The sequence below is a fragment of the Bacteroidota bacterium genome (assembly GCA_039111535.1).
Lineage (GTDB): Bacteria > Bacteroidota > Rhodothermia > Rhodothermales > JAHQVL01 > JBCCIM01.
Window position 1 is genome coordinate 18,398 of the sequence record JBCCIM010000047.1, and the last position, 16,533, is coordinate 34,930.

At 49.1% G+C, this 16,533-nt stretch carries 10 protein-coding genes; 9 read left to right on the forward strand and 1 reads right to left on the reverse strand.

The genetic code is table 11. The features are described from left to right. The first annotated feature begins 76 nt into the window (after positions 1 to 76). The 6 genes from AAF564_09660 (at position 77) to AAF564_09685 (ending at position 12,333) form a co-directional block, all read left to right on the forward strand. On the forward strand, positions 77 to 2,548 hold the full coding sequence (locus AAF564_09660; protein MEM8485802.1) for a TonB-dependent receptor: 2,472 nt from the start codon (positions 77 to 79) through the stop codon (positions 2,546 to 2,548). 357 nt (positions 2,549 to 2,905) lie between these two features. Next, a complete protein-coding gene (locus tag AAF564_09665; GenBank protein ID MEM8485803.1) occupies positions 2,906 to 3,229 on the forward strand; it encodes a helix-turn-helix transcriptional regulator in 324 nt (107 codons plus the stop codon). Between the two features lie 16 nt (positions 3,230 to 3,245). Then, positions 3,246 to 5,810 (forward strand): ABC transporter permease, encoded by a 2,565-nt coding sequence (locus AAF564_09670; GenBank protein MEM8485804.1) that lies wholly within the window; start codon positions 3,246 to 3,248, stop codon positions 5,808 to 5,810. 163 nt (positions 5,811 to 5,973) lie between these two features. Next, positions 5,974 to 6,597, forward strand: coding sequence for a sigma-70 family RNA polymerase sigma factor (locus tag AAF564_09675; GenBank protein ID MEM8485805.1), 624 nt, complete (start codon positions 5,974 to 5,976; stop codon positions 6,595 to 6,597). Positions 6,598 to 6,614: 17 nt separating this feature from the next. Further along, the gene (locus AAF564_09680; protein MEM8485806.1) at positions 6,615 to 9,122 is read left to right on the forward strand and encodes a serine/threonine-protein kinase; all 2,508 of its coding nucleotides are present in this window, start codon (positions 6,615 to 6,617) and stop codon (positions 9,120 to 9,122) included. Between the two features lie 244 nt (positions 9,123 to 9,366). After that, positions 9,367 to 12,333, forward strand: coding sequence for a YCF48-related protein (locus AAF564_09685; GenBank protein MEM8485807.1), 2,967 nt, complete (start codon positions 9,367 to 9,369; stop codon positions 12,331 to 12,333). Between the two features lie 89 nt (positions 12,334 to 12,422). Here the strand turns inward: AAF564_09685 and AAF564_09690 are convergent, their stop codons facing one another. Beyond that, positions 12,423 to 13,046 (reverse strand): DUF2911 domain-containing protein, encoded by a 624-nt coding sequence (locus AAF564_09690; GenBank protein MEM8485808.1) that lies wholly within the window; start codon positions 13,044 to 13,046, stop codon positions 12,423 to 12,425. A 195-nt stretch (positions 13,047 to 13,241) separates the two neighbouring features. Between AAF564_09690 and AAF564_09695 the strand changes: the two genes are divergently transcribed. The 3 genes from AAF564_09695 (at position 13,242) to AAF564_09705 (ending at position 16,325) form a co-directional block, all read left to right on the forward strand. After that, on the forward strand, positions 13,242 to 14,702 hold the full coding sequence (locus tag AAF564_09695) for a sulfatase (protein ID MEM8485809.1): 1,461 nt from the start codon (positions 13,242 to 13,244) through the stop codon (positions 14,700 to 14,702). A gap of 118 nt (positions 14,703 to 14,820) precedes the next feature. Beyond that, the gene (locus tag AAF564_09700) at positions 14,821 to 15,873 is read left to right on the forward strand and encodes an AraC family transcriptional regulator (protein MEM8485810.1); all 1,053 of its coding nucleotides are present in this window, start codon (positions 14,821 to 14,823) and stop codon (positions 15,871 to 15,873) included. A gap of 119 nt (positions 15,874 to 15,992) precedes the next feature. Beyond that, entirely contained in the window at positions 15,993 to 16,325 is a 333-nt protein-coding gene (locus AAF564_09705; GenBank protein MEM8485811.1) for a hypothetical protein, read from the forward strand. Positions 16,326 to 16,533: the final 208 nt, after the last annotated feature.

The window sequence follows — 16,533 nt, forward strand, 5'->3', positions numbered from 1 at the left end:
GGTCCTATTGTAATCCTAATCAAGACTATTGCTGTCCAAGCATAGTGTTTGGTCACCTCTCTAACAAAGCAGGACAATGTCAGTCCACCTCATCGAAATGAAGTTTTCTTTACTTTATTCACGTATATCAAGCTTGATTTTTCTGCTATGCTGTTCGGTGTCGATAGTGACAGCTTCACCTGAATCTACGGGAACGATAAAAGGCAACGTAATAGATGACCAACAGCTGCCCCTGTACCCGGCTACGGTGATTCTGTATCAAGCTTCAAGTGGTGTCTTTGTAGAGGGAACGACCACTAATGACGAGGGCGCATATACATTTAGCGGAGTAAGCGCCGGCGAATACTTCCTTAGCGTTGCTTTTATCGGCTTTGAAACCTACAAATCAGAGCCTTTTGCGGTTGAAAATGGCCGCACAATCCAAATGCCAGTCGTTGAACTGACAACAGATGCTGTAGCCCTTGAGGGTGTTTCTGTACAGGCGGAGCGGGATCTGATCGAGGTGCAGCCAGACAAGACGGTGCTCAACATCCAGGGTACGGTAAATGCAGCCGGCAATACGGCATTCGAACTGCTGCGTAAATCTCCCGGGGTTGTGGTCGACAACAACGACAATGTCATCCTAAGCGGAAAAAGTGGTGTCCAGATCTATATCGATGGTAAACCTTCTCCTTTGAGCACAACTGATCTGGCTGCGCAGCTAAAAACCATGCAGGCGTCTGAGATCGACGCGATCGAGATCATTACCAACCCCTCCGCTAAGTACGATGCAGAAGGGAACGCCGGCATTATCAACATCAGGCTTCGGCGCGATAAAAGCCTGGGTGCCAACAGCACGGTAGACCTTTCGTACGGTTATGGCGATAATTCGAGATACAGCACAACGGCGACCTTTAATTACCGAACACCAAAGCTTAACACGTTCGGATCGTATGCGTTTAGCGGCGGGCAAAACGACAACTGGATTAACCTGTATCGCATTCAGAACGATGTGTTGTTCGATCAGCAATCTGAAACAGGTTCTTCGGGCCCTTCCAACCGATTCCGGATGGGTACCGATATTTTTCTCGGCGACAAAAGTATCATCGGTTTCATGTTTAATGGGTACATTAACGATTCAAACTGGCTGAGCAATACAGAAACCCCAATTACCGACCTGCTCAGTAGCGAAATCCAATCTGTTCTTGTCTCATCTTCCGACAACGACGGTGTGCGTCGTAACGCAAACGGAAACCTGAATTATCGATTCGACAACAAGAAAGGAATCACTTCGAACGCTGATATAGATATTGGTTTTTATTACAATGGCACGGCTACCACGCAGCCTAATTTATACCTTTCCCCCGGCGTCGGTGCCACGTTGCAGGAGCTCTTGTTCACCAGTCAGGCGCCAACGGATATCAGTATCTATTCGGCAAAGCTCGATCACGAACGGCCCGTGATGAATGGAACGTTGGGCGTGGGTGCCAAGATTTCGCAGGTCGGGACGGAAAATAGCTATGACTATTTTCAGGTGCTAAATGGGGTAGAAGAGCTGGATATCGACCGGAGCAATCAGTTCGATTTTGTCGAGACAATTGGGGCAGGTTATTTCACCTTTACCAAGACGTTCGACAAATTTACAACCAATCTCGGGCTTCGTGGCGAGTGGACGTTTTCGTCAGGAGAATTAACCGCCTTAAAGGAGACGAATAACGATACGGTGGAACGACGTTATTTGGACCTGTTTCCATCCGGTGGTATAACATACAGCGCATCGCAGAAACACCAGTTTAGACTTAATTACAGCCGGCGTGTTGACCGTCCGAGCTACCAGGCACTCAATCCGTTTGAATTCAAACTTTCTGAACTGAGCTACTCGCGCGGGAATCCCTTTCTCCAACCGCAGTACACGAACAATGTCTCTTTCACGCACACCTATAACTACGTGCTGAATACGACGATTTCGTATAGCCACACCAATGACTTTTTTGCCAATATCTCAGACTCCACAGAGGTGAATCGTACGTTTCTCGAAACGATCAATCTTGAATATCAGCGCGTCTTAAGTGCAAATATCAGCTATCCATTCAGTCCAACAAAATGGTGGAGCACGTACTCAAGTGTTAACGGATTCCATAAGCGAAACAAGGCTGAACTAACACAGGGGCGCATTGTCGATATAGCAACAACGACGGCATCCCTCTATCATCAGTCTACCTTCTCCTTGCCAAAAGATTGGGCTGTTGAGCTATCTGGTTGGTACAGCTCGCCATCTATCTGGGGCGCTGTTTACGAGACGGATACCAATTATTCCATCGACACGGGGGTACGCAAGAAATTTGCAGGTGGCAAGGCAACACTAAAAGTTTCAGTGACAGATGTGTTCAATACGGCTTCCTGGCGCGGTGTACAGCGTTTCCCTGGCCTGTTTGTCGATGCATCGGGAGGCTGGGAGAGCCGGCAGTTACGGCTAAACTTCTCTTACTTCTTTGGCAATGATCAGGTCAAAAAAGCGCGCAATCGGAAATCAGGGATTGAAGCCGAGGCCAACAGGATCGGGAATTGATCGTTTTTTTATTGCCTGAAAGAGCGAGATTCGAATTTTCCCAGGCATGCACAGAAAAGGCCGCTTAACTGAAAGATTAAGTGACCTTTTTCCTTTCTAATGAATACTCCTATTGCAGTCGCACCAGGGGCCTTGTCTGGATCGGTGCTCAATCCGTAACTGGAAAGATACATACCTGCTTGCCCCTGGCGTCAGTGCCGTTCCACGCCGCTAGGCGCGCGCATATCCTGATAGTATCTTCACCTAAATGTTCGTAAGTAGGAAAATACTATCCAGAAAAAAGTATTTATTCCTGAAAACGAAACATATCGAAAAAGCTACGTATGCTACGTTTATTCATCCCAAATGTAGACCGCAGTGAAACTCCTTACCCGCTCCGAAGAATTTGTCCTCCTTGCTGTCTGGAAACTCCAGGATCGCGCCTACAGCCTGCCCATTCGTAAACAATTATCCGATATCACGAAGCATGAGTGGTCGTTAGGTGCAATTTATACGCCCCTGGAGCGGCTTGTTAAAAACGGATTGCTCACCTCGTATCTCACCAAAGCTACTGCTGAGCGCGGCGGCAGAAAGAAGCGGGTTTACGAACTAACACCCAAAGGCCGGCAGGCGCTGATCCACATACGCGAAGTAGAGCAGGCGATGTGGGCCGGCGTCACTGGACTTGTTTTGGGGAGATAAAACGATGCCTGATCCCATGGTCAAACCACCACCTTTTGCTGAGAAAATACTGGGTTGGCTCCTCGACGACCTCTGGTATACCCCGCTCGGCGACTTTGAAGAGTACTTCCACGAGAAAGTAGAAGAATTAGGCGCGCCACGCGCCCGGTGGTGGTACCGAGGCCAGGTTCTGCGCATGCTACCCGACAGACTATTTCAAAAAACCTACTGGGCCTCCGTTATGATATCAACCTACCTCAAGCTCGCCTACAGAAATTTGCTAAAAAACAAGGCGGCGGCTTCCATAAACATTATTGGTCTGTCTATTGCCATTGCCTGTACCATTGTGGCCTACCTCTTTGTACACAGCAAGGTGGTGCGAGATAACTTCCATGAACATACAGACAACATCTTTTTAGTCGAACAGGTAATGACTGAAAATGACGAGTCGTACCTGTATAGCCAAACGCCTTTTCCGTTGGGGCCCTCAATAGTTGACGAAATCCCGCAAGTTGAAAGCGCTGTGCGCATCAAAGAGTGGCGCGCGGAAGTTACGCATGACGATAATCGCTTCGGCCAAAACATGAGTTTTGTCGATGATAACTTTCTGGAGATGTTCACCTTTCCCATTAAGTACGGAGATGCCAGTGAACTCAAAAATAGAAATGCCATCATCCTGAGCGCCAGGAGTGCAGAACGGTATTACGGTACGGAAAACCCGGTTGGACAAGTCCTTGATATTGCAGTTATACCCGGTCAGGTGCAGCCATTTACCATTGCTGCCGTAACTGAGCATTTCCCGCCGAACACGGCGTATGACTTCTCCCTCTTGCTGCATATCGATAATTTACCCCCGCTTGAAGAAAGCAATGCCAGCAACTGGATACGGAATATCACCACTTTTGTAAAGGTTGCAGATCCTAATGAAAAGGAATCTGTAGAGCAGCAAATGGGGGCGTTTGTTGCGCCTGCCAACGCAGCAAATATCAATACAACAACCGAGGCGTTTGTACTGGAAAACTTGCAAAGCCTCACATACAGCGCTTCTACGGTGCGTAACCCGGTGGTTGGGGGAATACCGCTGGGGCCGGTGATTGTACTCTCAGTTATTTCAATATTCCTCCTGTCTCTTGCTTGTCTCAACTACATCAACATTGCCCTGTCGACCGCTACCCGCCGGCTTAAAGAAATTGGCGTGCGAAAAGTGATGGGCAGTACCAGGCGTCAGCTGGTTGAGCAGTTTTTTGCAGAGAACATCCTGGTATGCTTTGTTGCACTCATCGTGGGGATACTCATTGCAGGCCTTTTCCTGTTGCCGGCTTTCGATGATATTACCAATTTTGGACTGTCCATTTGGGGACGACACAGTCTCCACCTGTTTGGTTTTTTAGGCGTCCTGTTACTTTTTATCTCCGTTGTTTCAGGCGTGTATCCATCACTTTACGTTGCCTCGTTCCAGCCCGTAAATATTTTCAGGGGTAAAAGACACATCAATAAGAAACGCCGGTTTACACACGCACTCCTATCGTTTCAATTTATGCTTGCCAGTATCGCCATGATGAGTAGTATAGCATTTGTGTTAAATGATGGCTATCAGGAGAGCCTCGACTGGGGATACGATAATGAAAACATTCTAGTCCTTTCATTTGACGACAACCAGGCGTACGAGTTGGTGAGCAATGCAGCATCGCAATTGCCGGCTGTCCTCAGTAGCAGTGGCAGCAAAAGCCACATCGGCCGCACTCATAATTACCGAAAAGCCAGACTGGGCGATGAAGAGTTTGATGTGTTACAATACGAGGTCGGCCCATCGTATGCACAGACGATGGGACTCTCCATGGTTGCCGGCAAATTCTTTAATCCTGATTTGCTTGCTGAAGAGGATGGCGTGGTTATAAATGAGACGTTTGCGCATATCCACCAAATCGATGACCTATCAGTTCATCAAGTTCGTCTAGATAGTACGTACCATCCGATCCTTGGTATCGTATCAGACTTTTATTATGAAGGCTTTTTTAACACCATTTCCCCAGTAGTATTGACCAAGAGTACATTATCCGAGCATACGTTTTTGACGATGAAATTGGAAGCTGGTGCAGCTGCGCAAACGGTTAAATCGCTTGAGGCTGTCTGGGCTGAATTGCCAGTAGATAACACGCTACCATTTTTCTTTCAAGACACGGTATTTGATCATCAATTTAGGGAAGGTCGTGGCATCACGACGATCCTGCTCTTTGCGACCTCTATGGCATTGCTTATCGCCTGTATGGGCTTGTTTGGCATGGTAGCGCAGAACATCAGCAGTAGGATGAAAGAAATTGGTGTCCGCAAGGTCTTGGGCGCATCACTTGGGCAAATTACGCGGCGGGTGAATCGGCATTTTCTGTTGCTTCTGGGCATTGCCGTTTTGGTTGCCACACCGATTAGCTGGATCTTTGTTAACATGCTGTTGGACTCGGTGTATGCCTACCACCAAAGTATGTCGTTCTGGCCTGTTGCGCTCTCTTACCTATTGATTTTTGCTACCGCAGCTTTAACAATTTCGACGCAGATTTACCGGGTCTCTGTGGTCAATCCTACGGATGTTTTGCGAAACGAGTAGTAAACGTTACAGGCACTCAGTCGGGCGGGCAATTCGCATTTGTGGCAATCTCCGGGGTAATTGTTATCTTTTGTTTAGGATAAATCGGTGCCTATTTGTTGGTATGGATATACCTTTAAGAAGGTGAGGCCTGTCGCAAGTACGACGGTGTTCGCGCATACCAATGCATACGTATCCTAATCAGCGCGCGTTCAAAACAGTTATGGCGGATGAGCAACAGGACATCACACAAATGCTTCGCGGCATGGAAGCCGGCGACGACAGCATTGTTGATCAACTCTTCCTCAACCTGTATGATGAACTGCGAAGCCTGGCGGATGTGCATCTAAATCGAGAACGTCCCAATCATACGCTAAACCCGACGGCCCTCGTGCATGAGGCGTATATTAAGCTGCTTGAACAAACGAAAAAAAAGTGGAAAAATAAATCGCATTTTCTGGGCATAGCTTCCCTGATGATGCGGCGCATTCTCATAAAGTACGCCCGCCGGCGGCAGGCTGAAAAACGAGGCGGGTTGCTTCAAAAAGTGACCCTGGTAGATGGGGATGCTGCATGGGAAACAGGGTTGACAGATCTCATTGCGCTTGACGATGCGCTCCAGAAGCTCGAAAAGATTGCAGCGCGCGCCAGTAAAATTGTTACCATGCGCTTCTTTGGCGGCCTCAATAATGAAGAAATAGCTGCTGCGCTAAACGTCTCGGTACCCACGGTAAAGCGCGACTGGAAAACAGCCCGCGTGTGGTTGAGTGATGTTCTTGGGGAAGCAGGGGAGGCGTCCAAACTTTAAAAACCCAAATCAAAAACATGGCGATAGATGCAAATCATTGGGATCTGATGCAGTCGCTTTATCTGCAAGCACTCGATATCGAGCTGCCTTCCCGCGATACGTTTCTGAAAGAAGCCACAAAGGATAACCACACCCTTTACCTGCAGGTACGTGCCCTGCTTGAAGCAGAAACCCATCCCATGTTTAAGGGACTTGCAGTTGATATTTTGTCTGATGACACAATGACCGGTAACCCAGCCGGCGTAAAAAGCGGCGACCAGATCGATCGCTATAAGGTCCTGGATAAGATTGGGGAAGGCGGGATGGGCTTTGTCTACCGCGCAGAACGTGCAGATGGTGCCTATTCGCAAACGGTAGCGTTGAAACTGGTAAAATACGGTGCCAGTTCTGCTTCCCTAATCAGAAGGTTTGAAGTTGAACGCCAAATTCTGGCAGAACTACAGCATCCGGGCATTGCAAACTTGATGGATGGCGGTGTACACGCCGACCGGCCTTTTTTGGTGATGGAGTACATCGATGGTTTACCGATCACCGAATACTGCACCCAGCATAAACTAACCCTTGGTCAGCGCCTGTCACTCTTTGAACAGGTTTGCGATGTAGTATCTTATGCGCATCAAAACCTGATTGTGCATCGTGATTTGAAGCCCTCCAACATTCTAGTCACGGAAAACGCGGGCGGAAAACCGCAAGTTAAGTTACTTGATTTTGGCATAGCGCAGCTGCTAGAGCCCAATGATTTACTCGCCATTCAAACCCAGACTGGCACAAACTTATTCACGCCGGCTTATGCTTCTCCAGAGCAAGTGGCGGGTAAGCGCATCTCCACGGCAGCAGACATTTATGGACTTGGCGTTGTGCTGTATGAATTACTCACTGGGGCATTACCCATTCCTATGCAAGGGCGCAGTTTTGTTGAAATGGTACAGGCCATTTTATCGGAAGAACCCGCGGCACCCAGCGATGCTGTGAAACACACAGACGGCTCGTTTTCCGCCAGACTTGCCGGCGATCTGGATGCCATTATCTTGAAAGCATTGCGCAAAGAACCGGAATCAAGGTATGTGACGGTTTTAGAGATGGTGGATGATCTGCGCCGGCATAAAGAAAACCTGCCGGTAAAGGCAAGGCAGGACCAGACCGGATACCGTCTTCGAAAATTTATACAGCGCCACCAGCGCGGGATTTGGACGGCCGTTGCTACCTTCATGGTAATCGCCGCCGTCATTGTGCTTGCTTTTGCTCGGGTACTTGCAGAGCGCGATATAGCGCAACAGGAAACCGCAAAAGCAGAAGAAGTGGGCAGTTTTCTGCAAAGCATTTTTGCCATTGCCAGTCCAACTACATCCACAGGCGATGAAGTTACTGCGCGGGAATTGCTTGATCGCGGTGCTGCGCGAATCGACGAAGAGTTGGCCAATCAGCCGACTGTCTCAGCAGAGATGGCGCTAGTAATTGGTGATGCTTATAAGAATCTCGGACAGTATGCTGCAGCAGACTCTTTGTTTAATTGGGTCCTGGAACTACACGAAGGACTCAACCCCCAACAGCCTTTTGGTATAGCGAAAACACTGCATGCCCTTGGGCTTCTCAAAGAGCGCTTTGGTGCGTTTGAAGATGCTACAGCGCTTCATAAAGAGGCGATAGGCATTATTGAGATGAATAACCTGGAGGCGCCGGCGCTCATGGCAGATTTGCTGCACGGTCTTGGGCATAGTGAGATGCGGAATAGGCGACTGGAAGAGGCTGAAAGGTACCTGGAGCAATCGATTGCGTTGAAAAAGCTGCACTATGGTGAGATTCACGAACAAGTGACGTACAGTCTCAATGTACTGGGTGATATCTATCAGCATCAAGAACGCTATGATGAATCCATTGATGTTCACTTTGAAACGCTGGCGCAACGCCGTGTCCTGCATGGAAATACTCATATTTATGTTTCGTCCTCTTTACATAACCTTGCCTTGGCACTAAGAGGTGTTAAACGGTATGCTGAGGCAGAACAGTATTTCAGAGAGTCACTTGCTATTCAGCAGCGTATCCCGGGAAGTGAGCAGGCCGACATAGCAAACACAATGGGGGCGCTTGCATCTGTCTTAAGAATGGATGGCCGGTTTGAAGAGGCTGAACCTGTACATCAGGACGCCATCCGCATCGCTCGGGCCACTATGGGAGATTCGAACCATCGATTGGGTGTTGAGTTGGCGCGTTATGGGTTTTCGTTATATAGCGCTGGTTTATTTGAAAAAGCAGAGCCTGTTGCGCTGGAATCGCTTGAAATTTATAGAGAAAATCACGGCGCTGAGCACACTCTGGTTGCACAGGTTGCTACGCTTGTTGGGCAGAGTATCTGGAAGCAAAGCCGATACGAAGACGCTGAGCCCATGCTGCTATCGGGTTTTCAAACGTGTGAAATCATTAATGACCAGCGGAGCGTGTGTATGGGGGTGGCGAGGGAGGCGCTTGTAGATTTTTATAGGGACTGGGGAAAACCGGAGTTAGCCAAGGAATATCAGGACAAGTAATATAATTGAAGACAGCATGATCCCTTAGCTGACTAAAAAGGACGTATAGGTTTGAAGGGCTGTTCAGCCATTCTCAAACGCTATTCTAAACTATCAAGTCAGTAGTTTTATGTTGTATTTCAATGCTATTTCTAAATGGCTCCGCAAGCATGCCTGTTTAAAGGGATTGATTCTGTTCAGCGTGTATTGCTGGATGCCACATCAAAGCTGGGCCCAACAATCTGTCGCTTCAAACCAGCCCCAAATGGAATGTCCTGATGGCTTTGAGCCAACAGTGGATATTGACGGTGATTGTGTAGATGACGTACTGGAGCGCCAGGGATTCTGGTACAGGGACAATCAGTTGCAGGCTTGCGATCCGGTAAATGATACCGGCTGTTTTGTCACCGACCCTACCGCCTGGTCTAGCGACGGGGATCCTTACAGCGACTTTCAGGAGGCAACCGGGGTTAATATGGACAATACGGTCGCGCCACCTTACAACAACCCACTCGTTGCTGCAGAACCACGTATTGAAGTTGTATTGCTACGCTACCGATTCGTACCAAAAGCAACCATCACTGATTCCAATGGGCAGGAAATGTCCGCTCAGAGTACACAAGAATTTAGCGTTGAAACCTCGGTTGGAATCTCATACACGTCTGGTGTCGAAGTGTCGGCAGGGTTGGATGCTGGCGTGACTGCCAGTACTGAAACCACGGCTTCATTTTCTGTTACAGCAGGGTTTTCCTCAAGCCAGACGCGTGGTACTGCTATTAATTGGGAAACGGCAACTACTTCGGCTACTGATGATGCTGCCTCCCTTTTTCTCGATATTGCTGGTAGGAATGTTGGGAGTGCTACTGCATTGGATGTAACACCCATATTCAACTTGTTTATTGGAGATGAACCCCTGGGGACTGTTCGGCCGAGCGAACCTTTCCCTGCCAATGTCAGGCCTGGTGAAACTTCAGACTTCATTGTAGTCAGCTCTCGAAAAGAAGGAAATACGGAGATCCCTTTAACGCTTTCCTTTGATCAACTGCGGCAGCTGCAGCGCGGCGTTCCACTTAAGATTCAGGTCATTGGCCTGGATGCCGGCATTAGCCGTTGGCGCCCGGAAGAGAGCAACTGGTCGTGCCCCGATCCTTGCAAGTGGGAAGAGTTTCAAGATCAAATTGACGCACGCACACTCCGATTATTGGTTGATTTTGGTTATTCAGGTACCAGAAATGAGCGTATCCCACGAGCGTTTACGGGGAATCCATTCGAGTATCGTGTTTATACAGGATCGCCGAGTGCTAATCAGAGCGTCACACTCGGCCAGGCACTCCAACACATTGGCTATGACCTGGCAGCGCAAGGAGATCAAATCTTGATCGAAAACCGACCTTATCCATCTCAATGGTACTTCACTTCGGGACCTGATACCGGGGGGGCTTCGCGCGATAGTACATTCAAAGATTATTGGGATTTTGCCGGCCAGCCTTCCGATGTACTCAACATGGATATGCCTCGCGGAGTATCTCTGCTGATGGCCAGTCCCGATCCTGAAGACTCAGGTCCTTTTATTAACGGGCATTGGTTTAACGAGGCGATGAATCAGCTAACAGTATTTGCAACAGCAAAGGGTTCAATACCCGTTGAAGGGGGCGAAGTCTATGTAACCTATATTGATGGGCGTGAAGAGGTGATGCCACTTACGCGGTTTGGAGAAAGTGGGTTTTTTCGCATAGAAGAACCAACACCTTTTCCTATAGTCCCGGCCCGTTCAAGCATAGTGATGCGTGACGTATTAGGGAACGAACGAAGGCTTGAATCTGGGCTCAATCCATCTATCCCGATCGCATCAAGTTGTGCTGAGATTGATGTGAGGTATTTCCGTGCCCCAAGATTTTCGGATGACAATGGGACGGCTACCTTGTTTATCGGTGGAGACCTCAACAAGCCGGCAACTGCTTTTTGTTTTAATACCGATGGAGGTACCGATGTATGGTTCCCTCAGGTTGGCGCAGATGAAAGTGATATGCTAGGGATTGCCTTGCTTGATCCCACGCGTCGTGTTGCGGTAGGACATCAGCGCATTCTCTATTCTGATAATGCCGGCAATACATGGAGAGATATTCCACTTTCTGCGGAAGAAGCCACAACCTACCGCGCCGTTGAATTTAAAAAAGGAACAGAGACTGGTGTCGCGGTTGGCGACAACGGGATTTTCATGCGCACAGAAGACGGGGGTAATTCTTGGGTTAAAGTAGGTACAAATGCAACCGAAGGCGCATTCCATGATGTCGATCATGCAGAAGGTGATATGTGGTTTGCCGTAGGGAATAACCAGCTTTTACGCTCAACAGACGATGGGCAAACATGGGGGCCAATGCCGTTAAATACCCTCGATTTGCAAGGCAACCCCGTAGCTATTCCATTTCAAGATCTTAGAACAGTATCCTTTATTTCGAATACAGTAGGGGTAATTGGCGATCACGCGCTGGGACAGGTGTTTCAGACAGAAGATGGAGGGGAAACCTGGAATCTTCGTTTGTTGCATGCTGAACTCAATGACATTACCTATGATGGGGAAGATGCCTGGTACATTGTCGGCCGGCATGTTGTGCAGCGGTTTAGCACAAATGCCAGTGCACGCGAAGTTCTTGTTTTTGCTGGTAGCTTTTCACTGGTGCTGGAAGCAATCACATTTCCTACACCGGAAGTGGGGTACGTTATCAATGCGGGAGGCCAGGTCTTTCAGACAAACGACAGAGGACAAACCTGGTCCTCTCCCTTTGGGGGGTATCCGACGCCCAGCCATCCAGGCTCAAACCTTATGACGGACATCGATATGTTCGATGTGAACTTTGGCGGTGTTGTTGGTACAGCTGGTGTAATAGGTGCTACAGATTCAGGCGGTGGGGTTCCTCAGCCGGCCGTTTCTACCACCGCAGAAAAAGAAGGGGGACGCGAACTGCCAGCACAAATAACGCTTGAGCAGAATTATCCAAATCCATTTAACCCGACCACAACAATCGCTTACAGTCTTTCAGAAAGTCAGGACGTAAAGCTCGAAATCTTCGACCTGCTCGGACGCAACATCGCCACGCTGGTTGATGGCGTACAGGTTACCGGGATGCATACCGTTCGTTTTGACGCAACAGGCCTGAGTAGCGGGATGTACCTTTATCGTTTGAGTACCAAGCACGCAACAGAAGTGCGCCGCATGCTGCTTTTAAGGTAAGGTTGGGGGATCGGTAGAATGTAAAAAGGCCATGATGCTTTAGTTTAGCGTCATGGCCTTATATCTCAACAGTGGCTGAAATAGCCAAATTAATTGTGTTCTCCAGCCGGCCGGTTCATCGGAATTTTAACCCCTGTATCTCCCCATGAAAAGAGGATGGCGCTGCCGGCTTCGTCGAACGCCCACGTCAAATCATCGACTATCGCATCCAGTTTGTGTGGCTTTACTTTGAGCTGCATTACATCCTGCTCAGCGTCATACTCATCAGCCAGGTGCATGCCCAGCACGCTATTGACGTGAAACGTCCAGTGTGATTCTCCTGGTGTGAGGAAGAGGCTGTATCCTCCGGCAGGCAGCTCTTCTCCGCCAATAGTCAGAGCTACTGTCGAAAACATCTCTGTTGCCCGGTGTGCGCCGGCTGACCAAACCTGGTCCATCCCTACGAGTCCACCAAAAATCACGCGGCCACGGCGGTAGGGCTTGCCGAATACAATGTGTACATAGCCACCGTCATCAAATCGCAAGCCGGCCCGACCTACGGCGCTACCGGGAGGGGGCGTATCACCAACCCGAAAGCCATCAACCACAAACGTTTCTTTAATGCCGGGCGCATCGGAATGGCCGCTGTGGTGTTGTGCAAATACTGTGGCAGGGGATACCACAAAGAAAAAGAAGAGCGTAAAAACAGCAGTGCGGCAGGTAAAAGCAAACATCAGCATAGAGGGAGACAGATGGTAGAGTAAAGTGACAATGTTGAACCATTGCTTTCGTTCCCCGAGCGGCAGTCTTTCTAAAAGCTGGACACTTAAGGTACCAGGGGTATCGTTATCCCTTTTCATTGCTTAACTTGCCACAAAGACACAACCAAGCCGGCATCCTGCGCGATGCTGTAAACACCCTACCTACCCATGGAATTGAAAAAAGCCACCCTGTTGTTTCTGCTGGGCCTCTTCGTATGTGCACCAGCTTTTGCGCAGCAACCTCAGAACATCGTTTTCATTCTCAGCGATGACCATCGTTATGACTATATGGACTTCCACCCGAACAGTCCGGATTTCCTCCGCACGCCGGGCATGGACCGTATGGCTGCTGAAGGCGCGCACATTGCAAACGCGTTTGTAACTACGTCGCTCTGCTCACCAAGCCGCGCCTCGATCCTCACGGGGCAGTACTCTTTCCGCCATGGTGCCATTGATAACTCCAACCCCTTAAAAGAAGGCACGGTCCTGTTTCCTGAGCAACTCCAGGAAGCCGGCTACCAGACCGCCTACTTTGGCAAATGGCATATCGGTGAGGCACGCGATGATCCCAAACCGGGTTTTGATCGCTGGGTCAGTTTTCGCGGCCAGGGGGTATACTACAATCCGACCCTCAACATCGACGGCGAGCGCAAGCAGATGGAAGGGTATACCTCCGACCTGTTGACCAACTATGCCCTCGACTGGCTGGAAAACGGCCGCGATGAAGATGAGCCGTTTTTTGTATACCTGTCGCACAAAGCCGTACACGCCGAGTTTTATCCGGCAGAGCGGCATGCCGGGAAATACATGAAATCTGAACTGACCAAGCCGGCCTCGATGAAAAACATCGAACAAAACTACGAAGGCAAACCAGACTGGGTGCGCCAGCAACGCTACAGCTGGCACGGCGTAGATTTTATGTACCACAACCGCGACGACCACCCGCAGAACCTCGACGAAATCATCACCGATTACAGCGAAACACTGATGGGTGTTGACGAAAGCGTTAGCAGCGTGCTCGATTACCTCGTGGAAAATGACCTCGACGAAAATACGCTGGTTATTTACATGGGCGATAACGGCTTTATGCTCGGCGAACACGGCCTGATCGACAAACGGCAGGCCTACGAAGAGTCGATGCGCGTGCCGATGATTGCCTGGGCACCTGGGTTTATCGACGCCGGCTCTACCATCGATGAAAACATCCTCAACATCGACCTCGCACCAACCTTCCTGGACATTGCAGAGGGCAGCATGCCCGGCAATCACACGGTTGATGGCCTCTCCTTCTTACCAATTCTGGAAAGTGGTGCCGCTGACGAATGGCGCAGCACGTTTGTCTACCAGTACTTCTGGGAGCACGCGTTTCCCCATACCCCAACCACGTATGCCATCCGTGGAGACCGGTACAAGTACATCTATTACCACGGGGTGTGGGACAAAAACGAGCTCTATGACCTCAAGACCGACCCCAAAGAAATGTATAACCTGATCGATGCCCCGGCGCATCAGGCCCGGGTGGATTCGCTGCGGACGGCCATGTTTGATATTTTTGATGCCAACGCGGCTACGGACGTCAAATTCCGCCGGCCAGCGCGTTTCCAGGCCGGCGAGCGGAAGCTGCACTAACTGGTGAGTCGCAGGTTCGTAACCTATCCAGCATCAAAACATCTCAAGGGTGGCAGCATTCATTTTGCTGTCACCCTTTAACTTTGGTTGACGTCTGCCACCCGACTTTCCCATAGGCATGGTAAGCAAGTTTACGCCGGCTTTTAACGAAGTATACTTTATCAACAAGTATACCCTGTACCATATCCTTGACGGACAGGGTGCAATCCAGGTAGACTTTGAAAACTACAACGACTGGACCAATAAGCTGATATTTCTAGAGAAGGGGCAGTACATCAAATTTTTGTCCGATTCTTTTGTTGTCCGACGTATCGAGTTTCCCGGTGAAGCCGTTTTTAATAACAAAGAAGTACGGGTGCTTTTTAAACACCTCGTTTCGCTTGGATATATAAATTTTGACGATTGCGAAGCCTGTCAACGGTACCTGACCAACACGGTGTTTTCTGACAACGTCTACAACATTATAGATGCTTCCGCTGAACAGTGGTTTTGGCAGAACCCTTTTCATGCTGAAAAAGAAGAGTACCATGTCATCTTTGACCTCAAAGATATTATTGACGAACAGTATCAGCATGCCCTGACCGCATCCCAGTTGGTCGCCCTGATCAATCAGCAGGGCCGGGATGCTTTTTCGCTCGTTAAAGAAAAGATTGGCCTTTCAGTAAAAGCAATGCTGGAGCGTAAACGCCTTACCGAGGGTAAAAAGGAGGTTGCATTTACTGACAAGCCGATCAAAGAAATTGGGTACGACCTTGGCTATCGCGATCCTGCTTATTTCAGCCGTGTCTTCAAACGAAAAACGGGCCAGAGCCCGGAAGCGTTTAGGTCAGACATAGATTTTGAGAAGCAAGACCTGTTTGTAGAAGATTTGTATACCTTGTTGAAAGCTCATCACGCTGAACACCGTGCGTTAGGATTTTATGCAGACCAGATGCACATGACCGTCAAAAGCCTGTCTCGCAACGTGAGGAAAAAGCTGAATGCCTCGCTCGGCCAACTCATCAGGCATGAGTTGATTAACTCCGCAAAAATAATGCTCACGCAGGGTGAAGCTATCCAGGAGGTTGCCTTCCGTCTTGGCTTCGAAGAATCCAATCACTTCTCCGCTTTTTTTAAGCGCTACACGGGCATGACACCTTCCCAATTCAAAATGAAAAAGTACAAGCAGTAGGGCTTTTCTTGTACCGTTTCAGCGGGGTACCCCACCTACCTTTTTTACCGAAATAGATGACTTCAATCTACTGCATTAAGTCTGTCAAACAGACCTGGCGCAGCCAATCGGTAAATTAAATGAGCATTAATACCCACGTTGAACAAATGGATGCCCTCGTTGCGAAGGGCGCAATCGTCGAAGCTGTACAAACCTTCTTTGCGGATGAAGCCAGTACTTCTGATTACGGCAATGTCACAACGGCCAGCAAAAGCCAGATGGTGGAGAAAATGGAAGGCTTTACAGGCGCCATTGCATCCGTTAACGGCATAACCCATCACCGGACCCTCGTGGACGGCAATGTCTCGGCATCAGAGTTTACCTTCGACTTCGACATGAAGGATGGGAGTAAAATCTTGTGGCACGAAATCATTCGCCGGATTTGGAATGCAGACGGCAAAGTGGCACAGTAAGAATACTTCCAGGCCTATTCAATTACGCTTCATCTTTCAAATAGAAAAGCCCCATATAGAACCATGATGAAAACAACGACGCTAATGCTGGCGGCAATGCTGTACCTCAGTACGCCTTTGCTGGCCCAGGATAAAATGGCCAAGATCAAGGTAGGAAACAGGACTATAACCCTGCAGGGCTATGTTACTGTTATCGATGTTGTTTGCC